Below are 21405 nucleotides of genomic sequence, written 5' to 3'. Positions count from 1 at the left end.
CATCGATACAAGGGCTAAGCAGCTCCATAGAGTAAGGCAGGAATGCTTTCTCCACCTTCAGTAATTCTGATCTTGCCGAGGGGATAAGTAGCTCCCTGCATGTCCAAATAGCCTTTTTGCTTCCAAGTGCCACTCAAAGATTCAGGAATTTTAACAGATTATTTCAAAGATATTTCATGGAACATTAAAGCTAAATCTAATACGGTTCAGCACCACCTGCGGATGCTGAACTGCTTATTAAGGTGCATCTTGATTTAAATTCCGCTCAGCCGGGATATCGCTCAAATACTCGACAAACTCTACTTCGAATCCCGCCGGATCGACAAAATAGACATTTTTGCGAAACGGCTCTGAAACACCAGGTTTGGTAATGGCATCCATAACAACAGAAAGGCGTCACTCAACCGATCGACGCCTCCCTATTTAGATGGATACTGGTATTGTTTCCATGAGCCCAAAGGCTTGGGAGTAGCCGACTTATGTCGGCTGTTCGCGCCACAACTGAGCAATATCCAGAGGAAGCTGGCTGGCGACATCCTCGGCTTCGCCATCGCTGATTTGGGCGCGCACCGTGGCGAACACCCGCCGGGAGGTCGACTCCGCCTCTTCCGGGCTAGCGTCAAGGTCCGAGGCGACCATTTCAATGAACTCATCCTTGCCGAAGCGTTGCGGGGCCAAACTTTTATCGATTCCGCTATGGTCGAGTAGCTCCCGTAGCTTCTGAGGCAGTTGTGCTTCCATCTTGCTGGTTTCGGTGGGCTGGATACGTTTTTCCAAAGCACCCAATACCGCTACGGTAGCCTTTTCCGCCTCTTCCTTGCTCATATCGCCGGGCGTGCACAACTCGTTGAGAAATTTGTTGTAAGTGTTAGAGGTGCGCCTTTCATGGCGCTTATTTTGCTGCTCTGTATTAGATTGATTAGCCATCTCTGAAATTCCTCCCTGGTTCGAGATTCTAAACTTGGCGTAGCTGGGCAACGAAGTGCGAAGCCTTTCATCTTGTCGCAACGTATACGCTCCCGAAGCCCTTCAGAGTGTGGTAAAGCTTCCAGCAATAGGTCAAGCATTCAGCGCATGTCAGCCAGCAAAGAAGTCGCCACTCAGCACTATGAAGCCAATGGCACTATTCGAGCAACGAACGGCTGCTTTTAAGCTATGATGTACCATTTTTTATTTTCGACGCCCCTTACGACAATCTATCAGAGCCCCTTATGCCCTTTGCAAAACTAGGATTATCCGGTCCTCTTGTTCAAGCGATTACGGAACTAGGTTACAAAACGCCAACGCCCATCCAGGAGCAAGCGATTCCTGTCATTCTTTCGGGTAAAGACTTAATCGCTACCGCACAAACAGGCACGGGCAAAACCGCTGCCTTTGTGCTGCCTTTGCTGGAAAAATTCAGCAACGCGGGGACATTACGCGGCAAGCGCATACGTGCGCTAATTCTCGTACCAACCCGCGAGCTAGCGGTTCAGGTCGAAGCCAGCGCGGCTCAATACGCTAAACACATGCACCTAACCTCTATGGCGGTGTATGGCGGTGTTGATACCGAAGCTCAAAAAGAGCGCCTAATCGAAGGGGTGGATATTCTGGTCGCTACGCCGGGCAGATTGCTTGATTTGGCGCACCAGCGTGCGCTGCACTTTGATGAGCTTCAAGTCCTGGTATTGGACGAAGCGGACAGAATGGTAGACATGGGGTTTGTCGACGACATCAACAAAATCATAGAACGCCTACCTGAAAACCGTCAGAACCTACTGTTTTCGGCCACCATGAGCGGCGACGTTCGCGCCCTCGCCTACGGTTTTTCAGATAGCAAGATGACCGATCTAGCGGCTGACATATCCATTTCTCCCAACATCCGCGCCGCTGCTAACATCAAACAATGGCTAATCACGGTCGATAAGGACAACAAGTCCGCCCTGTTGAGCCACCTGATCAACGAGCAAGAGTGGGATCAGGCGCTTATTTTTACCGAGAAAAAACACAATGCGGCCAAGCTTGTAGCTCAACTGGAAAAACGTGGCATCAAGGCAGACTCCATTCATGGCGGTAGAAGCCAGGCCATGCGCGAGAACGTTTTGGCTCAGTTCAAGTCAGGCGAACTCAAGTACTTGGTCGCTACAGGGGTTGCCGCTCGTGGTCTGGATATTGGTGAACTGAGCCGTGTGGTGAATTACGATTTACCTTTTCAGCCAGAAGAGTACATCCACCGTATTGGCCGAACCGGCCGTGCGGGTGCCTCAGGTGAAGCCATCTCTTTAGTAGACATGAGTGACTTTAAAAATCTTTGTGCCATTGAAAGACGGTTAAACACCATTATCGAGCGCAAAGAAATCGCTGGCTTCCCGGCTCGAAAAGAAGTACCCGCTTCAAACTTAAACCATGTGAAAAATAATCGTTAATATTTAACAGAGATGCTCGCCTCTTGAATGAATGAAAGGCGAGCTTCTTTATAGATATTTCACGAATCTGGTAAAAACGCCTCTAATAGCTCGGCATTGGTTGGATATTTATCCAATAAATCAAGCAACTTCTGCGCGCCTTCTACTGGCTTAAGCGTTGTCAAAGCCCTACGCAATGTGCGCACTTTTTCAATATCTTTTGCATCAATCAAAATCTCTTCTCGACGGGTACTGCTTTTGGCAATATCAATCGCCGGGAAAATCCGTTGATTGGCCACATCCCGAGATAGCACCAGTTCCATATTGCCCGTGCCTTTGAACTCCTCGAAAATCACCTGATCCATACGGCTTCCCGTATCCACCAGCACGGTAGCCAGAATGGTGAGCGATCCGCCGTTTTCGATCTTTCTCGCGGCGCCAAACAATTTCCGGGGTATTTCCATCGCTCGGGAATCCAGCCCACCCGACATAGTGCGACCATTGCCTCGCTGCTCAGCATTATGAACGCGCGAGAGTCTGGTAAGAGAATCGATCACAATCATCACATTATGACCCTCGCCTGCTTGCTTACGCGCCGTCTCAAGGAGCTTATTAGCCATATTCACATGGTGTGTGTAAGTTTCGTCTGAAGACGATGCATGGACTTCTGCCGACACACTGCGCTTAAAATCGGTCACTTCTTCCGGGCGCTCATCAATCAGCAAGGCATACAGCTTTATGTCAGGATGAGCTTCTGCCACGGCCTGACAGATATGTTTTAACATCGTCGTTTTGCCAGAGCCTGGCGGCGCCACAATTAACCCACGCTGACCCATCCCAATGGGCGTAATCAAATCCATCGCCCGCACAGTACGCTGCTCAGAACCAGGCTCTAAATAAATGCGTGGGGAAGGATGAATAGCGACGCCATTTAAAAAACGTTGTTCGGGATCATTCGGGAATTGATCGTCAACTTCGTCGGCGGGCTTGGCATCTATCTGTTTTTTCGCCTTCAAGCCTAGTGTTTTTCTCGTCATAATATTGATGTATCGCCTTGAATAACCTGAATTTATAGAATACTGAACTTATAGAATAGCTGCATCATAGGCCAGCTGACTGGTCGCGTCGTTGCGATACTTGGCATGGAAAACGGATAAGTCTAGCTTGTGCTAAAACGTATCGGGTTGGAGCTGATCTTAGTAGTTGATCACCACCATGGGTGGCTGATCGTGATTATAGAACTTGAAGCGCAGCATGCTGACCACTCCTCGTGTGTTTTCCTTGATCCCACCAAAACTCAGGCATCAGCGGGGTTTTCCTACAGCCTCAATGCCCGGCTCACGCGCCGGTTTGGAGCCACAAAGCGGCGTAAAATCAGTCGCAGTGCAGCCAATTGTTAAGCAACCTCAACTCCTTTCCCCAAGTTTGGATTCAAGCCGGTCCCTGACTGTCGGCCACTCGGTCTCAATAATGCTGAAATATGCGGAGTCTCGAGACCGGCCACTAGGCATGACCATATGCATTCTCAGTATTCCCTCTAATGTCGCTCCCAATCGTTCAATAGCCGCTCTCGATTGTTGGTTGAGCGCATCGGTAAGGAATTCTACTCGCAGGCAGCCCAGATGTTCGAAGGCATGCTGAAGAAGCAAAAATTTTGACTCCGTGTTGACGGCTGTTCTCTGAGCGCTTTTCGCTAACCAGGTGGAACCGATCTCCAGCCGGCGGTGGCGGAAATTTATAGCGCGGTAGCGTGTTGTTCCGACTACTCGGCCCGTTTGGCGATGAATGATAACAAACGGTAGATAGATGCCACTTTCCTGGCCTTCAATGGCCTCCCGAATATACTCATCCGTTGCCTCAGGACTCGCGGGAACAATGGTCAAATCAGACGCCCACAGTTCACCATCGGATGCTGCAACAAAAAAAGCATCGCGGTGCGACAGCTTCAAGGGTTTCAGCTCAACATGCTTACCCTTTAGGGTGACAGGTGATACTTCCATGTGGCTTCCTTTTCACTGCTTAACAGTTCAAAAAAAATTCGCGTGCCCACTCATTTGCTCGACTAACTCTACTCTATTCATAAATTTGGCTTAGGTCACGCCTAAGCAGGAGAATTTCTGAGTGCCTATAGAACCGGGCATGTTCCAGCAACCAGCGTTGGTGAGCGGTGATGTGCTGTGGCAGCTGAGACGCTGATCGCCCAATAAATTGGGTTCTTACAATACCCCATGCAGCAGGCTCTGTAAGAGCCCGACTTCGTCGGGCGATGGTTTTCTGTGGCGGGATAACTGCTGATCGCGCAACAAGTTGCGCTCCTACAAACCCCTTGCACCAGCCATGGGGCACGATGGCTTTGGTCGCCCAATATCCAGGCCCGTAGCAACCTCATTGCAACGGGCCTGGATATGCTCTGATCGTGCCGCACGTTGCCCTATCCCCTTCCGGTCATGGCGGCCATGATAGTGAGATGGGCCAGTCAGGTTTTGGGTTCGTTACGCTTTCAGAACGTAGCGGAGTGTTTCGACTACCTGATCCGTCGTGGTACACCAGGCTTGAGCACCGGCATCCACTTCTTTCAGCGGGTGAACGATGTCTTCGCTGTGCAGGGTGATGTAGGGCTTGGCGAGGGCTGCGCAGTAGCCTGCGTCGAAGGCGGCGTTCCACTGTTTGTACTGGTCGCCGAAGCGAACAACGACCAGATCGGCCTGCTCGATCATCGTGCGGGTGCGGATGGCGTTGACCTTGGAGGACTGGTGGTCGCGCCAGAAGCCATTTTCCGGCTTGCCCAGGTGGTCGCCAGCGGCATCAGAGGCGGCGTGGTCGGTGACCGGCGCGGTAAACACGATATCCAGGCCCGCTGCGTCAGCGCCGCGCTGGATTTCTTCGCGCCAGTCGGTGTGGATCTCGCCGGATAGGTAAACGTAAAAGCTCATGGCCATTCCTCGAATATTAGTTGGTCAGTAGCGCCATTTTATGGAAAAACATTCCATATTTATACCAGCGTTATAGCAGAGGCTGTTTGGCCAGCAGATAAATATCCATTATCCAGCCGTGGGTGTCGCGTAGCTCTGCTCGGCGCTGGATGATCTGGTCGCCGACGTCGCTTAGCCAGCCTTTGATCAGGCACTGTTTATCCATGCCCAGGTAGGCGCCCCACCAGATGTAGGTATCCTCTTGCGGCAGCGAGGTAAAGGCCCCACCGCTATCCAGCATCACAGCGACTGTGGCGGCATCGCTTGGCCAGCCGCGCTCGCGTAGGCGGCGGCCGGTGGTGATTTGAACTGGTTCTGCGAGCGCGTTAAGGGGGATTTTGTGTTCAGCAGTGAGCACTTGCAGGCTGGTGATGCCTGGCACTACCTCTACATCAACCTGCTTACCCGCAGCGCTTAGGCGCTGGGTAATGCGCAGGCTGCTGTCGTAAAGCGAGGGGTCGCCCCACACCAGCATCCCTACCCGCCCGCCGTTGGGAAGATGTTCATCGATTAGCTGCGCCCAGACGCTGGCGATGGCAGCGTGCCAGTCGTCCACCGCGCCCAGGTAGTCATTGCGACCATCGCGGCCATCATCACGACTAGGAAGATCGAACTCGACGATCTTGGTGGCCACTGGCGCTTCCAGCAACCGTTCGCAGAGTAAGCGGCGCAGGTCGACAAGATCCGACTTTGCCTCGCCTTTGCGGGGCAGCAGGATCAGGTCGGCGTTATTGAGGGCGCGCACGGCGGCCAGGGTGACGTGGTCAAGGTTGCCGGTGCCGATGCCTATGAGCGAGAGCGTGATCATGATTCGCGCTCTTGATTTTGGCTTGCCGTAGCAAAAGGCGAATCCGCCGATTGGGGGCGAAAGCGGCGGTCGTAGCCTACGGCGTAGAGGCTGCTCTCCTGGAAGTCTTCGCTCTCCAGCACCGGCCCCACCAGAATTAGCGCGGTGCGCTGCATGGTGTCATCGATCTGCTCTTCTATGGTGGCTAGCCGCCCACGCACTGCCCGCTCGTCGGGCCAGCTTGCCCGCCACACAATCGCCACTGGGCACTGCTCGCCATAGAAAGGCGTCAGGCTTTCGACGACCTGGGAAAGATTATGGATGGAGAGATGGATGGCCAGCGTGGCGCCGGTGCGTGCAAAATTGGCCAGGGTTTCGTTACTGGGCATGGCGCTGGCCCGCCCCGGCGTGCGGGTGAGCACCACCGACTGGGCGACACCGGGTAGCGTTAGCTCCTGGCCTAAGGTTGCCGCCGCGGCTGCAAACGACGGCACGCCGGGGGTTATGCTGTAAGGAATATCCAGCTCGCGCAGGCGACGCAGCTGCTCGCCCATGGCCGACCATACCGATAGATCCCCCGAATGCAGCCGGGCGACATCCTGGCCTTCGGCATGGGCGCGGCTGATTTCCTGCATGATGTCATCCAGCGAGAGCGGCGCGGTATTGATCACCCGCGCCCCTGCCGGGCAGTGTTCGAGGATTTCCTCCGGCACTAATGAACCCGCGTACAGGCACACCGAGCAGGCGGCGATCAGGTCGCGCCCGCGCAGGGTAAGCAGATCCGGCGCGCCGGGGCCTGCGCCGATGAAGTGTACGGTCATTATCTATTTCCTTCTGCTATCGCCAACGCGGCGGTGGCCTGCCGATCCGCTGAGATGATTCTCGGCCCCACTAACCTAGCATTCTGGCCCGCCGCTAGTAACGCCACGGCCTCGGCAACGCTGCCTGTGCCGCGGGCCAGCAAACTTTGCGCTGAATGAGTCAGCGTTATCGCCGTCGGTAGCCCGACATCCGCCACGGAGATAACCTCGATATGTCGCAGTCGGCACAGTTCTTCGACTAACGGCAGCATTGAATGAGCCGCCGCCAGCTTATCGATAGCGCCGTACTGCTCGGTAAGCTGATCCAGCGCCTGGGCGAGCGATTCAATCGTGGCCTCACTGCGAAAACCAAACCCCGCGATTCTCAACCCCCGTGCTGTCATCGAACGCCCCGCCACTGAACGATGGGGTAGCTGGCCTTCCAGCCTCGCCGGGTGCCAATGGGGGCGGCGTTAGCCAGTTCCAGGCGCAGCAGTTCGCCACCTACTTTATGCTGCCAGTGCGCCAGCAACGCTTCGGATTCCAGGGTGACGGCATTGGCGACGATGCGCACGCCCTCGGGCAATCGCTGCCATAAGTCGTCTAACAGCGCTTGGGATAGCCCGCCGCCGATAAACACCGCATCCGGCAGCGGCGTATCGTTTAGCACCTCCGGCGCGCTACCCTGTTTTACTTCCAGCCAATCGAGGCCCAGGTTCTCTGCGTTGCTGCGCGCCCGCGCTGCCCGTTCTGCGTTTTGCTCAAAGCCCACCGCCAGATTATCCGCGTGAGCGAGCAGCCACTCAATGGCGACGGAGCCCGACCCGGTGCCGATATCCCACAGCCGCTCGCCGGGCATGGGGGCCAGCGCGGCTAGGGTGATGGCGCGAATGGTCTGTTTGGTAATCTGGCCATCGTTGTCAAAAAAATGATCCGGCAGGCCGGGCGTCAGCGGCAAGGCGGGGCCGTTACCGGCGACTTCCAGCCCCACCGCGACCGGATGGGCGATATCCTGGGGCAAGTTGGCGTCGACACGACAATGGCGAATGCGCTCGTTATCGCCTCCCAAGGCTTCCAGCACTGTTAGTTGGGAATCCGCAAAGCCGAACCGGCTGACCAGCGAGGCGAGTTCGGCCACCGCATCGCCGTCTCTTACCAGCAACAGCAAACGACTACCGGCATGAAGATAGGGCCGAATGCGCGTCAGCGGTTTGGCGTGCAGGCCCAGGCAAGTGCAGCGCTCCAGCGGCCAGCCCAAGCGGGAGGCAACCAGGCTGAAGGAGGAAGGCGCTGGCAGGGCTAGCCACTCGTCTGCGCTGAGATGCTGCGCCAGGGTGCTGCCTGCCCCAAACCAGAACGGGTCGTTGGAGACCAGCATAACAACCCGGCGGCCGCGCTTACTGAGCAGTTCAGGAATGCCATCGGCAAAGGGCACCGGCCACTCAATCACCTCGGCGTTTAGGGGCGGCAAAAGGCGCAGGTGGCGGCGCGCGCCGAACACCACCTGGGCACTTTCCAATGCGGCGCGGCTTGCCGCCGTTAGCCCCTGTGTGCCACCCTCCCCCCAGCCTAAAAGGGTCAGCCAGGGAGCCTGACCCACTGGAGCGTGAGAAATTTCAACCATGATCAAGATCCTAATTCTCGGGGGAACCTCGGAGGCCAGCGCCCTGGCCAGTGCGGTTGCCAAGCGCGGGCTTCCCGCCATTTTCAGCTATGCGGGTCGTGTTGCCACGCCTAAACCCCAGCCACTGCCGACCCGCATTGGCGGTTTCGGCGGCGTTAGCGGCCTTGCCGCCTTTGTGGCCCAGGAGCGCATCACCCATATCGTCGATGCTACGCACCCCTTTGCCGCGCAGATGAGCACGAATGTGTTAGCCGCCGCGGCCCAGTGCGGCGTAAAGGCCATTGCCCTTACCCGGCCTGCCTGGCAACCCGTTGAGGGCGACCAGTGGCACAGCGTGGCAAGTATCAATGAAGCCGTCAGCGCCTTGGCTAGCCCGCCCCTGCGGGTGCTGCTCGCCATTGGCCGAATGCACCTTAGCTCCTTTGCCGCCCAGCCCCAGCACCATTACGTGCTGCGTTTGGTTGACCGGCCTACCAGCCCGCCGCCGCTGCCGGATGTCAGCACCGTGATTGATAGAGGCCCCTTTACGCTGGAAGGCGATCTCGCCCTGCTGGAAACCCAGCGAATCCAGCGCATCGTGTGTAAAAATTCCGGCGGTGAAGGAGCGGCGTCCAAACTGACCGCTGCTCGCATGCTCGGCTTACCCATTGTGATGATCGAACGGCCAGCACTGCCACCCCGCCACGAAGTTCATCGTATTGATGACGTGATTAGCTGGCTCGATAGCCACTCTTAATCTTCAATTCGCTTAATCAGCCGAGCGCGGCGTATAAACCAGCGGCGCTCCGGCTCGCTCAATCAAGCGCGTCTGCTGGGAGCCGACAATCACCAGGGTGCGCATATCGGCCATGTCCGGCGTCGCCTCGCCTAGCGTGGTGACGCGAATCGACTCTTCCAGGGTGGACACCGCCCGGGCGAAGATGATCAGCCTATCCGGCCCGCAGGTTTCCCGCAGTACGTCTAGCGTGCGCTCGAAGCCCGCCGGGCGCGACTTGGAGCGTGGGTTGTAAAACGCCATGGCGAAGTCGGCCTCAGCGGCCAAGCGCAGGCGCTTTTCAATCAGCGCCCAGGGCTTTAGATTGTCGGATAGATTGATGCAGCAGAAGTCGTGGCCTAACGGTGCGCCGACGCTTGCGCTGGCGGCCAGCATGGCGGAAATGCCCGGCAGCACCTGAATATCCAGCGAACGCCACTGGGCATCACCGGCTTCCAAGGCCTCGAACACTGCAGCCGCCATCGCAAAGACGCCGGGGTCGCCGGAAGACACCACCACGACCCTATGGCCCTCAAGCGCCAGCTGTAGCGCTTGCTCCGCCCGGCGGATCTCTTCGCGGTTGTCCGAGCCGTGGCGCACTAATCCTGAACGCGGCGCGACCCGGTTAACGTAGGGCACATAGCCCACCACGTCGGTGGCGTCCTGAAGCGCAGCGGTTACCTCGGGAGTGACCATGGCCTCTGAGCCCGGCCCCAGGCCGACGATTTTCAGCCAGCCGCTCATGGCCGCCTCCCGTGGCCATGGATCAACACAATCGAGAAGTACGGCACACTCTCGCCAACGTCCGCCAGCGGCAATACACGTTGTTGCGTCATGGCGGCGTACTCGATCAGCCATGCCTCACCTTCACGGCCAGCATGAGTCAGCGCTCGGCGAAGTTTGGCCAGGTTGCGGCCTATTTTCATCACCACCAACGCATCGGTCTGGGCGATGCGCTCGGCCAACGCGTCTTCAGGTAGCGTGGCCATCAGCACGGTCAGGATGTCATCGCCCCAGGTAATGGGCTGCCCGGTGGCCGTCCACGCCGCCGACATCCCGGTAATTCCCGGCACTACCGAGACGGGTACGCGGTTTAGCAGCCGGGTGTAGAGGTGCATAAAGGAGCCGTAGAAGAACGGGTCGCCTTCACACAGCACCACTACATCGCACCCGGCCTCCGCGATCTCGATCAGCTGGGCCACGCTGCGTTCATAGAAAGCCGCCAGCAGCTCATTGTAGCGCGGGTCGTCGAAGGGAATTTCCGTGGTGACCGGGTATTCCATGGGCAGCTCGATTGCGCCGGGCGGGATCATGCCCTCCACGATGGTGCGCGCATGGCCGCAGCGGCCCTTTTTACGGAAATACGCCACGTGGGTCGCCCCGCGTATCAGGCGGTCGGCGCGCACGCTCATCAAGTCCTGGCAGCCGGGTCCTAGCCCAACACCGTATACCGTTCCCTGGGTCATTCGATGCGATCCGCCATGGCGTTGATAGCCGCCACCGTCACGGCGCTGCCGCCCAGACGACCACGGACGATACAGCTGGGCAGCGCCGGGTTAGCCAGCAGCGCTTCCTTGGATTCCGCCGCGCCGACAAAGCCGACCGGGCAGCCGATAATCGCCGCCGGGCGTGGGCACGCCGGGTCTTCGAGCATATTGAGCAGGTGAAACAGCGCGGTGGGCGCGTTGCCAATGGCGACCACGGCGTCTTTCAGGTGCGGCCGCCACAGCTCCAGCGCCGCCGCCGAGCGGGTGTTGGCCATTTCCTGGGCGAGGCCGGGTGTGCGTTCATCGTTAAGGGTGCAGATGACCTCGTTATCAGCGGGCAGCCGCTTGCGGGTGATGCCTTCCGAGACCATGCGGGCATCGCAGAGAATCGGTGCGCCCTGCTCTAACGCGGCACGGGCCTTATTGACCACGTCATTTTGAAAATAAATATGCGCGGCCAATTCCACCAGCCCGGCGGCGTGAATCATGCGCACCGCCACGGTCTCTTCTTCCACTGAAAAGCGGCCAAGCTCGGCTTCACTGCGAATAATCGCAAACGACTCCCGGTAAATCGCCGGGCCACTGGTTTCGTACTTATAGGGCACCCAAAATCTCCAAATAAACTAATTCGCTGCTGGTCTGCAAGACACCCGTGCCAGGGCAGGTTTACGCGAGGGCGCTGTGAACCCATCCTTGGGCGCTACTTTTTCCATCCATGGAAAAAGACCCTCGCTACAACCTGCCCTGACACTCTGCTACCGAGGAACAACCTAACTGTTTTCGCTGAGCTTTCTCAAAAAACCAACCACCTCACACTCGGTGAGGCCTGTCTTAACCGGGGTGCTATCGGCACCGCCGTTAACAACAACATTAAATCGACCTGCTTGCCCGACCAAGCACACATCGGCTGGGGCGCGACGGGCGCAGCCTTTAGCGCAGCCGGATATATGCACAGTGCCTTCCACCCAGCCGCTTAGCTTCTCGGCAAGCGGCTGGGTGGCGACACTCGCCTGTTCGCAAAAGGGCGCGCCAGGGCAGGCGTCCATCGCTAGCCGCGGGTCACTATTATGACGGATCAAGCCATCAACCGCGGGTAGTGTATCGCAATCCTTCAACAACAGGCGCCGCCAGGGGGTGACCTGCACGACGCGGGCACTTGTTTGGGAGACAGCCTCGCGAAGCGTTTCAGCCGCCACCCGGCCAAAAGGCAGGCCAACCACCATGCCCTCGTGATGTTCGCCCAGCGCCAGCTTCTCGCCGGGGGATGCGGGGGCGGTATCAGCAGGCGCCCAATCGGGCAGCGGTGCTGCATGCCGCCGCATACGGCCTGACGCCCAGCCGCCGCTGTCCACGAACCAGTGGGTCAGCCGTATCAGCTGCTCGACGGCGGCCTCGGTATCGCTCACCGCCGTGCCTAGCGCGTAGCCATCGGCGCGAACCAGCAGGCCGCCTTCCATCGAGCGCTCGATTCGAAAATCAGCGGCGCTGTCGCCAAGCAACGGCGCGTTTCCCGCATCAATGGCGATACCGACCTTGCCGGGCATGGATGCCAATTCACTGCCCCGCGCCTGCAACAAGCGGGCAATGGTAGGGGTGTCATCGCCCTTTTGACAGGCCGGCGCCAGCATCAGCTGTGGCTGGCGTTCTACTTCCGGGTCGTCGCTCACTAGCTGATGTTCGACCAGAAACGCCATCAGCGGCGGCCAGCTTTCGTCGGTCACCCCACGCAGCTGCAGGTTGGCCCGGCTGGTGAGCTCGATCAAACCGCTGCCGAAGGTCTCGGCGGCGTCGCACATTGCCAATACCTGTTCCCGCGAAAGCTGACCCAGCGGCGGGCGCACGCGTACAAGCCAACCGTCGCCGGTGGCCATGGGTCGCCACGCGCCGGGGCACCAGCCTTTAATGCGCGGGCTGGGCGGCATGACCATGGGCCTCTTTGGCTTCGTCCATTTCCAGCAGCAAGTCTTGCAGCGCTTCACCGTGCTCGCCAGGGGCTTGCCACATGCCCCGCTGGGCGGCTTCGAGTAATCGTTCCGCCATTTCTTCCAGGGCGGCCGGGTTGTGCTCGCGCAGGAACTGCTGATTGGCGGCGTCGAGCACCAGGGCGTCGCTCACCTGGGCGTACTGGTAGTCGGCAATCAGATCGGTGGTGGCGTCGTAGGCAAACAGGTAGTCCACCGTGGCGGCCATCTCAAAAGCGCCTTTGTAGCCGTGCTCGCGCATGGCGTTAATCCATTTGGGGTTCAAAACTCGCGAACGAATCACCTTGGCCAGCTCTTCCTTGAGCGTGCGGATCTTGGGCATTGCAGGGTTAGCGTGGTCGGCGTGGTAAATCTCCGGCGCCTTCCCGCTCAGCGAGCGGGTGGCGTTAGCCATGCCGCCCTGGAAGGCGTAGTAGCTGTTGGAATCGAGAATATCGTGCTCGCGGTTATCCTGGTTTTGCATCACCGCATCCAGCCCCTGGAGCTGCTGTTCGAAGGCGCCGCGTGCGGCCGTGCCCGACTCCTTGAACTGGCCGTAGGCGTAGGCGCCTGTCTCCATGTAGGCCTCGGCTAAATCGTCGGCGCTGTCCCATGCGCGGTTTTCAATCAGCCGGTTTAAGCCCGCGCCGTATTCGCCGGGCTTGCTGCCAAAGATACGGTAGCTCGCCTCCTGGGCAGCCATCTCCGGGCTTAGCCCCTGGTCTTCCAGTTCCTGCTGGCGGGAAAGCACCGCCTCGCGGATGGTGTTGCTGTTGCCCGGCTCTGCATAGCTCGCCACCGCCTGCACAGCGGCGTCAAATAGGCGAATCACGTTAGGGAAGGCGTCGCGGAAGAACCCGGACACCCGCAGCGTGACGTCGACCCGTGGGCGATTGAGCAGCATCGAGGGGATCACCTCAAAGTCGCTCACCCGCTGGGAGCCCAGCGACCAGATAGGTCGCACGCCCATCAGCGCGAAGGCTTGAGCGATGTCATCGCCACCGGTGCGCATGGTGGCGGTGCCCCAGATCGATAGCCCCAGCCGCCGCGGGTAGTCGCCGTGATCCTGCAGGTAGCGTTCGACAAACGCCTGGGCGGATTTTTCGCCCAGCGTCCAGGCGGCGGGCGACGGAATCGAACGGTTATCGACGCTGAAAAAATTGCGCCCGGTGGGTAGCGTATCCAGCCGTCCCCGGCTTGGGGCCCCGCTAGGCCCGGCGGGCACGAAGATGCCCTCAAGGCCGTCGAGCAGCGACTGAAGCTCCATCTTAACGCCGCGCTGCATGGTGACCCATAGCTGGTCGCGGGCGTAGCGCAGCTGCGCTTCCGTGTCGGGGTAATCCTGGGCGAGGTCATCCAGGCATCCGTTTGCCAAGACGTAGTCGGCCACCCAGCGCTCGGCCAGCAGCTCCAGGCGTTCACGGGCATCCGCCCCGGTACGCCAGGGGGTATCGAGCTGTTGGCTTAAAATGGCCGGTTCAGGCCCCTGCCAGGGCTCGTTGCCCGCGGCTAACGGATCAAAATCCAAGCCTAAATCGCTGGCCAGATTGTGCAGCAGCCCGCGGCTTGCCACCGCCTCGCCCCGGGGTAGTCGCAACAACGCCACCAAAGTGCCCGCCCGCTTCTCTTCCGGCGGCAGCGTGCCGAGTATGTGCAGGCCGTGACGGATCTGGGACTCTTTGATATCGCAAAGAAAGGTATCCAGCTCGTTAAGAATCTCGGCGTCATCAGCACTGTTGTCAAAACCGTCTACTACATGCGCCAGTTCCTGGTCGATGCCGGTATCACGCAGGTGGGCGAGAATCTGGCTGCGAATCAGCGCTTCCCGGCGGGGATCCATATCCAGCGCTTGATAATATTCGTCGGTGAGCGCTTCAAGCTCGGCCATGGGGCCGTAGAGTTCGGCCCGCGCCAGCGGCGGCATCAAATGGTCGATAATCACCGCCTGACTGCGGCGTTTGGCCTGGGCGCCCTCGCCGGGGTCGTTGACGATGAACGGATAAAAGTGCGGCAGCGGCCCCAGAGCAATATCCGGCCAGCAGTCGGCGCTCAAGGCAATACTTTTGCCCGGCAGCCATTCCAGGTTGCCGTGCTTACCGACGTGGATGACCGCGTCGACCTGGTAGTGCGCACGCAGCCAGTAGTAAAACGCCAGATAGCTATGCGGCGGCGCCAGCTCCATATCGTGGTAGGACTGAGTGAGATCGTCGATAAAGTCCCGTTCCGGCTGGATACCCACGAAGGTCTCCCCCAGACGAACACCCGCGATCATCAGTCGACCTTGGCGGCACTTGGGGTCTTCGTGAGGTGCGCCCCAGCGCGTCCATACGGTTTCCTGCAGCTCGGTGGGCAGGGTTTGAAACCAGGCCAGGTAGTCATCAACGCTGATGCTCTGCCAGCAGGCGCGTTGGTCGAGGCTGCCGTGATCGTTGGTCACCGCGCCCTGAAGCTGGCGGATCAACTCATCGCCACTTTCCGGCAGCTGGCTGAGCGGATAACCCGCCTCCTTGAGGGCGCTGAGAATCTGCAGCGTCGACGCGGGGGTATCCAGCCCGACACCGTTACCGATCCGGCCATCGCGATTGGGGTAGTTGGCCATGATCAGCGCGACCCGCTTTTGCCCGTTGGGGGTCAGCCGCAGCGAACAAATGCGCCGCGCCAGCTCGGCCACAAAGGCGGCCCGCTCCGGGTGGATCACGTGGTGGGTCACCGCCAGCTGGCAGCGCGGGTTGTAGTGGGCCTCGGCTTTAAACCCCACGGCGCGGGTGATGATGCGGCCATCCATCTCGGGGAGCACCACCTGCATGGCTACATCGCGGCTATGCAGCCCGGCGGCCATGCCCTGCCAGTCTTCCGCAGTGCTGCTGGCAAGTATTGCCTGGAGGACCACGGGTCGGCCTACAAAAAGATTTTCAGGTAGCTCTTCCCCCTGGGCATTCAGCCCGTCGGCGTTGCGATTGACCGCAAAGCTGGTGGTATTGATCACCAGCATGGCGCCGGTCTGCTCAATCAGGTGATTGATAAAATCAATGCACGGCCCTTCTTTCAGGGACGCCACGGCGATCGCCAACGGCTCAAGCCCCTGGTCTTTAAGCGCTCCGATAATGCCATCGGGCACGGCGGTATTCGCTCCCTGCAAATGGCTACGATAAAACAGCAATAAGCATACCGGACGCCCAGGCACCTGGCGATTTCGCCACTCGCTGAGGCTGGACGCCTGCTGCTCCTGCGGCGCATAAATCACCGCTGGCGGGATGACCTTGGGCTCTTGCCAGTCGCCCAGAGCCTTATCCATATACTCGCTGGCGACAAAGCGCAGCAGCTGCTCGGCGTTATCAGTGCCGCCCTCACGCAGGTAGCGCCACACGCGGTAAGCGTCATCGAAGGGGATGGTGGAGTCTTCCAGCAGGGCGTCATCCGGGGCATCGCAGCCCGGCACCAGTATCAGCTGGCGCTCGGATTTCGCCGCCGCCCAGGCCAGCAGACGTTCGTGGCCATACTGCCAGTAGGCCTTGCCGCCAAGCAGAGAGACGATGACCAATCGGGCACCTTCCAGCACCCGATCTTCGTAGAGATCATAGGCGGCTGGCTTTACCAGGTTCATCCAGTTGGCCAGCCGCACCGAAGGGTACGCCTCGCCCAGACGGTCAACCGCCTGGGCCAGCGCCGACAGGTTGCTATCGGCGGCGGAGAGTATCACGACCTCGGCGGGGCTCTGTTGCAGGTCGATGATGCCTTCATAATCGACAAAGCCTCCGGGCTTGGCGGCAAATAAATGCATTAGGTAGCCGTATGCGCCTGTTCAGGGTTCATTTCAGCCACGGCAAGTTCGTCTTGCAGCAGTTGGCTGTCCAGCGATTTGCCAATGATCACCAGTTGGGTCTGGCGGGTCTCGTCCTGGCTCCACAGCCGGTCGAAGTAGCCTTCCAGGCGCTCGCCTACCGCCTGGATGACCCGACGCATGGGTTTGCCCGGAATCGCTGCAAAGCCTTTGGCGCGGTAGATCTCGTAGCTTTTCAGCAGCTGCTGGAGCTTCTCGGCCAGAACATCGCCATCGACTTCGCCCAGTGTAATCACGCAGGAATCAAAATTATCGTGGGCGTGATCGTGGTGAGCGCCGACGGCATGGTGCTTATCGTGGTGATTAGTGATGCTATCAATATGCTCTTCGCTGGCCGCACCAATGCCCATCAGCGCTTCCAGCTGGGTGGTGTCGGTGGTCTGGGTCTGATCGATAAATAGCGTTTTCACCGAGGCACTCACCCGCGCCTGAATCACTGCTTCCACCTTTGTGCGCTCGTCCGGGCTGAGCAGGTCGGCCTTGCTGACCAGCACCAGATCCGCCGCGCTGAGCTGGTCATCGAGCAGCTCGCGCAGGCTGGGGTCGTGGTCCAGGCTCTCGTCGGCGAGGCGCTGGGCGGCCACCTTATCCACGTCGCTGGCATAGCGGCCAGCGGCTACCGCAGGGCCGTCGATCACGGTAATAATCGCATCCACGGTGCAGTGCTGGCGCACGTCGGGCCAGTTGAACGCCTGCACCAGCGGCTTGGGCAGCGCCAGGCCGCTGGTTTCGATCAGGATATGGTCGATATCGTTACGGCGAGCGACCAGCTTTTTCATCACCGGCAGAAACTCCTCTTCCACGGTGCAGCAGATGCAGCCGTTGGCCAGTTCGTAGATGCTGCCGTCTTCCCCGTCCAGCTGCCCGCCTTCGCTACCCTCCTCACACCCCAGCGCACAGCTGCGCAAGAGGCTGGAGTCGATATCCTGCTCGCCGAACTCATTGACGATCACGGCGATCCGCTTGCCGGTCACCTGACGCAGAATATTGGCCAGCAGCGTGGTTTTGCCGCTGCCGAGAAAACCGGTCACGACCGTGGCAGGAATTTTATTCAATTGCATGGGTAAATGCCTCGCTGTGTTGCGGTTCGCAGTACGCCGGGCTGGCAGAAAAGAGCCTTGCCACAGCGTCAGGATTATTAGGGAAAAACAGATGCAAATAGGTCGCCGTCAGGCGCTTTTGACGGTAAATGGCCTCCCCCGGTGCGGGGTGCCGCTGGCGGCGGCCGTGGCCAATCGGCTCGAGGGTGCCTTCTGCCATGGAGCGGTGGTGCGCGTGGCCGCGAACCGGGCCTTCCGGCAGCTCGGCGGTTTGCATCCCCTGGCAACCCCGCCGCCCGCGCATGGCTCCCTGCCCAGGCAGCAGGCCCAGCATGGTATGGGTAATATCGTCGTAGTCGGTCAGGGTTTCCAGGCAGTACAGCAGCCCGCCGCACTCGGCCAGAATGGGCTTGTCGGCGCGGTAAAACGCCTCAATGGCCGAACGCATGGCGTCGTTATCCGCCAGCGTTTGAGCGTGAAGCTCCGGGTAGCCCCCCGGCAGCCAGAGGGCGTCGCACTCGGGCAGGTGGCTATCCGTCAGCGGCGAGAAGAAGCGCAGCGTGGCGCCCATCTGCTCCAGCAGGTCAAGGTTGGCCTGATAGACAAAGCTGAAGGCGGCGTCGCGGGCCACGCCAATGGTGTGGCCCTTGAGCAACGGCTTAACGGCCGCAAGTTGTTCCTGGGGGGCGGTAAAGGTCACGGGTGAAAGCGCTGCGAGCGCATCCAGCAGCCCGGCGGCTTCCAGCGCCTTGGCACCCGCCTCGAAGCGGGCTTCCAGATCCTCACGAATCTCCGCCGCCTGCACGAGGCCCAGGTGGCGCTCGGGGAGCGACAGCGCGGGGTCGCGGGGCATGGCGGCCAGCAGAGGAATCGTCGGCGGCAGCGCGCCTTCGATCAGCTCGCGGTGGCGGGCCGAGCCGCAGGCATTGGCGATCAGCCCGGCGATATGAATGTCGTCGCGAAAGCCGACCAACCCCGAGACCAGCGCGGCGGCGGTCTGGGCCATGCCTTTTACATCCATGACGATCGCCATGGGAATATCGAACAAGGCTGCCAGATCGGCGCTTGAGGGCTCGCCGTCGAACAGCCCCATGGCGCCTTCCACCAGGATCAAGTCCGCTTCACAGGCGGCGTCATAAAAGCGCTGGCAGCAGTAGGCCTCGCCTGCCATCCATAGATCCAACTGATCCACCGGCTGGCCGGAGGCCTGAGCGAGAATCTGCGGGTCAAGGTAATCCGGGCCAGTCTTGAACACCCGCACCACCTTGCCCTGATTGCGCAGCAGGCGCGCCAGGCCCGCCGTGACGGTGGTTTTGCCCTGGCCTGAGGCCGGGGCGGCGATAAACAGCGCGGGGCAGCTAACGGTCGGTGTGCTCATCAGTATTCGATCCCCGCCTGGGCTTTAACGCCGCCACGAAAAGCGTGGCGCTCATCCTGAACAACGCTGATGGTATCGGCGATTTCTTGTAGCGGCGTGGCCATGGTGCGGCCGGTAATGATGACGTTCTGGTGCGCCGGGCGGCGCTTGAGCGCTTCTACCACCGGCTCGGGGTCGAGATAGCCGTACTTGAACATATAGCTCATCTCGTCCAGCACGATCATATGATAAGCGGGGTTCTCCAGCAGGCCTTTGGCGACTTCCCAGGCAGCCTGGGCGGCTTCGATGTCCCGCTCACGGTTCTGGGTTTCCCAGGTAAAACCGTGGCCCATGATGTGCCAGTCAAGCTTGGGGTGGTCGCGAAAGAACAGGTACTCGCCGGTTTCGCGGCGGCCCTTGATGAACTGGATCACCGCGCACTGCTGGCCGTGCCCCAATGAACGCGCCATGGTGCCGAAGGCAGAGCTGCTTTTGCCCTTGCCGTTGCCTTTTAGCAGAATCAGCACGCCGCGCTCTTCCGTCGCCTTGCTGATGCGCTCGTCGACCACGTCTTTCTTGCGCTGCATGCGATTTAAATGGCTTGCGTCGCTCATGAGAGGTTCCCAGGTTGATGTGCAGAGACAGAGGATCGGCCAAACGAGGCCGGCAAGTAACGCGCGCCCAGCTGCTGGGCGATGCGTGCACCCTGCCCGCGCTTGACTTTGGACTGTTCGGTGTCGATCAGCAGGCAGTCCTCTAGCGGGGCGAGGTCGTCAACGGTTTCCCGGGTGCGGCCATCGGTAATCAGATAGGTGCGCACCTTCAGGCCGGGCTCGCGGCGCTGCCACTGGCGGATCAGCCGCTTGGCTTCAATAATCGCTTCCCGCAGCGGGGTTCCGCCACCACCGTTGGCACTATCCAGAGTGCTCCGCGCGTTTTTGGGCGCTCGGCGACGGGAGAGTATCTGCACGACACCGCCGTTGCCAAACCCCAGCACCGCCACCTGCTCCCGCGCGGCGTAGGCTTGGCTGACTAGTGATTCGACCAGCCCCTTTGCCTGACCCAGCAGTCGCTGCCCCAAGGTGGAACCCGATGTATCCAGCAGCACCAGGTGCGCTGTGGCTTGACCAGCACGAGACTTGCGCATCTTTAGCTGCTGCCAGGGCCACTGGCCACGATTGGCGATCAGCGTCGCGAACCCGTCCAGCCGCGAGGTCTCAACTTGGGAGCGGCCACGCCCGGCTACTTCCCCTTTACCCGCGCTAGCCGCGCTCTCCGAGTGTTTAGCCCGCTGAGCAAAACCGTCGCTATCGGGCAGTTTCAGCACTGGTTGGTTAATCGCCTCTTGAGTCATGGGGGGCATGGCGCCCCACTGGCCCTGCTCACCACCATGATGGGATGAACCGCCGCTGGGCGCGTTATTCGCCGACGACGAACCACCCTCGCCTTGCGCAGGTGTTTGATTAGGCGGCGGTGAAGGGGGGTTGTGTTCAGGCGGCTGAGTACGCCGATGCGCCAGCACCCAGGGTTCAACGGTATCGATATCTTGCTGCTCCACACTCCCCACGCTGCGCCAGGCAGCATGGGCCTGGGCAGCGCGGTGCCAGGTAACGTCGGCGCGCAGGCCGTCTACACCGGCGGTTTCGCAGCGATGGGCAATCGTTCGATAAACCCAGGGGTCGCTGGTGACTTCTTTGAGTAAGCGCTGCGCTTGGCTAATACGCTCGGTCAGGGCGGCCTGGGCAGCCTCAAAGTGTTGCAGCGTACCAGACGGGTCGCGGTCGAAGGCTTCCCGCTGCTGCACAATGGCAATACGCTCGTCGATGCTTACTGCTCCCGCCTGCTCAAGGCAGAGACCGAAACGGTCGAGCAATTGCGGGCGCAGTTCACCTTCATCCGGGTTCATGGTGCCGATCAGGCTAAAGCGCGCCGGGTGGGAGTGGCTAATGCCATCGCGCTCAACGATATTGGTACCGCTAGCGGCGACATCCAGCAGCAAGTCAACCAGCATATCCGGCAGCAGATTGACCTCATCGACATACAGCACCCCGCCGTGGGCCTTGGCAAGCAGCCCGGCATGAAAGGTGGCTTGACCATCGGTCAGTACCTTTTGCAGATCTAGACTGCCGACCAGCCGATCTTCACTAGCGCCCAGGGGCAGAGTGACAAAAGGAGCACGCGCCCCTTCAGCATTACGAGGCAAAATAGCCGCCAGGGCTCGGGCCAAGGTCGATTTGGCACTGCCTCTGGGTCCGCTAATCAGCACCCCACCAATGTGCGGATTGATGGCATTAAGCAGCAATGCCCTTTTTAGAGCGTGCTGACCGATCACTGCGGTAAAGGGAAACTCAACCACAGGCATTACCATAGGTAAGGGGTGTATTAGCTTTATCAGGCA

At 59.7% G+C, this 21405-nt stretch carries 19 protein-coding genes and 1 pseudogene; 2 read left to right on the top strand and 18 right to left on the bottom strand.

Annotated elements, in window-relative coordinates; translation table 11 throughout:
• Positions 1 to 237: 237 nt before the first annotated feature.
• Both RZA33_RS12520 and RZA33_RS12515 read right to left on the bottom strand, forming a co-directional pair.
• Positions 238 to 375, bottom strand: a pseudogene (locus RZA33_RS12520) (VOC family protein); the annotation flags it as partial.
• 102 nt (positions 376 to 477) lie between these two features.
• The gene (locus RZA33_RS12515; protein WP_317508054.1) at positions 478 to 927 is read right to left on the bottom strand and encodes a DUF2267 domain-containing protein; all 450 of its coding nucleotides are present in this window, start codon (positions 925 to 927) and stop codon (positions 478 to 480) included.
• A 284-nt stretch (positions 928 to 1211) separates the two neighbouring features.
• Here RZA33_RS12515 and RZA33_RS12510 point away from each other — a divergent pair, with 284 nt between their 5' ends.
• Positions 1212 to 2405 (top strand): DEAD/DEAH box helicase, encoded by a 1194-nt coding sequence (locus RZA33_RS12510; protein ID WP_317508053.1) that lies wholly within the window; start codon positions 1212 to 1214, stop codon positions 2403 to 2405.
• Between the two features lie 59 nt (positions 2406 to 2464).
• Here the strand turns inward: RZA33_RS12510 and rho are convergent, their stop codons facing one another.
• The 7 genes from rho to cbiE all read right to left on the bottom strand — a co-directional run bounded on the left by rho (position 2465) and on the right by cbiE (position 8567).
• Complete coding sequence (gene rho, locus RZA33_RS12505) at positions 2465 to 3421, bottom strand: transcription termination factor Rho (RefSeq protein WP_317508052.1); 957 nt, start codon at positions 3419 to 3421, stop codon at positions 2465 to 2467.
• A gap of 369 nt (positions 3422 to 3790) precedes the next feature.
• Positions 3791 to 4384: a GNAT family protein gene (locus RZA33_RS12500; RefSeq protein WP_317508051.1), complete on the bottom strand. Its 594-nt coding sequence runs from the start codon at positions 4382 to 4384 to the stop codon at positions 3791 to 3793.
• Between the two features lie 492 nt (positions 4385 to 4876).
• Positions 4877 to 5317: a YtoQ family protein gene (locus RZA33_RS12495; protein ID WP_317508050.1), complete on the bottom strand. Its 441-nt coding sequence runs from the start codon at positions 5315 to 5317 to the stop codon at positions 4877 to 4879.
• A 70-nt stretch (positions 5318 to 5387) separates the two neighbouring features.
• A complete protein-coding gene (gene cobF, locus RZA33_RS12490; RefSeq protein WP_317508049.1) occupies positions 5388 to 6164 on the bottom strand; it encodes a precorrin-6A synthase (deacetylating) in 777 nt (258 codons plus the stop codon).
• Positions 6161 to 6964 carry a precorrin-4 C(11)-methyltransferase gene (gene cobM, locus RZA33_RS12485; RefSeq protein WP_317508048.1) on the bottom strand — a complete coding sequence of 268 codons (804 nt, stop codon included), beginning with the start codon at positions 6962 to 6964 and terminating at the stop codon, positions 6161 to 6163. Before cobM ends, cobF begins: the two co-directional genes overlap by 4 nt.
• Positions 6964 to 7347, bottom strand: coding sequence for a cobalamin biosynthesis protein (locus RZA33_RS12480; RefSeq protein WP_317508047.1), 384 nt, complete (start codon positions 7345 to 7347; stop codon positions 6964 to 6966). Before RZA33_RS12480 ends, cobM begins: the two co-directional genes overlap by 1 nt.
• Positions 7344 to 8567, bottom strand: a complete 1224-nt coding sequence (cbiE, locus tag RZA33_RS12475) for a precorrin-6y C5,15-methyltransferase (decarboxylating) subunit CbiE (RefSeq protein ID WP_317508046.1) — start codon at positions 8565 to 8567, stop codon at positions 7344 to 7346. Before cbiE ends, RZA33_RS12480 begins: the two co-directional genes overlap by 4 nt.
• On the opposite strand from cbiE, the gene RZA33_RS12470 reads away from it, so the two are divergent.
• Complete coding sequence (locus RZA33_RS12470; RefSeq protein ID WP_317508045.1) at positions 8566 to 9303, top strand: cobalt-precorrin-6A reductase; 738 nt, start codon at positions 8566 to 8568, stop codon at positions 9301 to 9303. The two genes, cbiE and RZA33_RS12470, sit on opposite strands and share 2 nt — an antisense overlap.
• A 12-nt stretch (positions 9304 to 9315) precedes the next feature.
• Here RZA33_RS12470 and cobJ read toward each other — a convergent pair whose 3' ends face one another.
• The 9 genes from cobJ to RZA33_RS12425 all read right to left on the bottom strand — a co-directional run bounded on the left by cobJ (position 9316) and on the right by RZA33_RS12425 (position 21369).
• The gene (gene cobJ / locus RZA33_RS12465; protein ID WP_317508044.1) at positions 9316 to 10065 is read right to left on the bottom strand and encodes a precorrin-3B C(17)-methyltransferase; all 750 of its coding nucleotides are present in this window, start codon (positions 10063 to 10065) and stop codon (positions 9316 to 9318) included.
• Positions 10062 to 10787 (bottom strand): precorrin-2 C(20)-methyltransferase, encoded by a 726-nt coding sequence (gene cobI / locus RZA33_RS12460; protein WP_317508043.1) that lies wholly within the window; start codon positions 10785 to 10787, stop codon positions 10062 to 10064. The genes cobJ and cobI overlap by 4 nt, the downstream gene beginning before the upstream one ends.
• Positions 10784 to 11413, bottom strand: coding sequence for a precorrin-8X methylmutase (locus RZA33_RS12455; RefSeq protein ID WP_317508042.1), 630 nt, complete (start codon positions 11411 to 11413; stop codon positions 10784 to 10786). Before RZA33_RS12455 ends, cobI begins: the two co-directional genes overlap by 4 nt.
• Positions 11414 to 11578: 165 nt before the next feature.
• Complete coding sequence (locus RZA33_RS12450; RefSeq protein WP_317508041.1) at positions 11579 to 12730, bottom strand: cobalamin biosynthesis protein CobG; 1152 nt, start codon at positions 12728 to 12730, stop codon at positions 11579 to 11581.
• Positions 12708 to 16550 carry a cobaltochelatase subunit CobN gene (cobN, locus tag RZA33_RS12445; RefSeq protein ID WP_317508040.1) on the bottom strand — a complete coding sequence of 1281 codons (3843 nt, stop codon included), beginning with the start codon at positions 16548 to 16550 and terminating at the stop codon, positions 12708 to 12710. The genes RZA33_RS12450 and cobN overlap by 23 nt, the downstream gene beginning before the upstream one ends.
• Positions 16550 to 17671, bottom strand: a complete 1122-nt coding sequence (cobW, locus tag RZA33_RS12440; RefSeq protein WP_317508039.1) for a cobalamin biosynthesis protein CobW — start codon at positions 17669 to 17671, stop codon at positions 16550 to 16552. Before cobW ends, cobN begins: the two co-directional genes overlap by 1 nt.
• The gene (locus tag RZA33_RS12435; RefSeq protein WP_317508038.1) at positions 17658 to 19028 is read right to left on the bottom strand and encodes a cobyrinate a,c-diamide synthase; all 1371 of its coding nucleotides are present in this window, start codon (positions 19026 to 19028) and stop codon (positions 17658 to 17660) included. Before RZA33_RS12435 ends, cobW begins: the two co-directional genes overlap by 14 nt.
• On the bottom strand, positions 19028 to 19621 hold the full coding sequence (gene cobO, locus RZA33_RS12430) for a cob(I)yrinic acid a,c-diamide adenosyltransferase (RefSeq protein WP_317508037.1): 594 nt from the start codon (positions 19619 to 19621) through the stop codon (positions 19028 to 19030). The genes RZA33_RS12435 and cobO overlap by 1 nt, the downstream gene beginning before the upstream one ends.
• The gene (locus RZA33_RS12425; RefSeq protein ID WP_317508124.1) at positions 19618 to 21369 is read right to left on the bottom strand and encodes an ATP-binding protein; all 1752 of its coding nucleotides are present in this window, start codon (positions 21367 to 21369) and stop codon (positions 19618 to 19620) included. Before RZA33_RS12425 ends, cobO begins: the two co-directional genes overlap by 4 nt.
• Between the last annotated feature and the right edge of the window lie 36 nt (positions 21370 to 21405).

The sequence above is a fragment of the Halovibrio sp. HP20-59 genome (assembly GCF_033052795.2).
Lineage (GTDB): Bacteria > Pseudomonadota > Gammaproteobacteria > Pseudomonadales > Halomonadaceae > Vreelandella.
The sequence above is the reverse complement of the archived record's forward strand: the minus strand, read 5'-3'. Positions and strand labels throughout refer to the sequence as shown.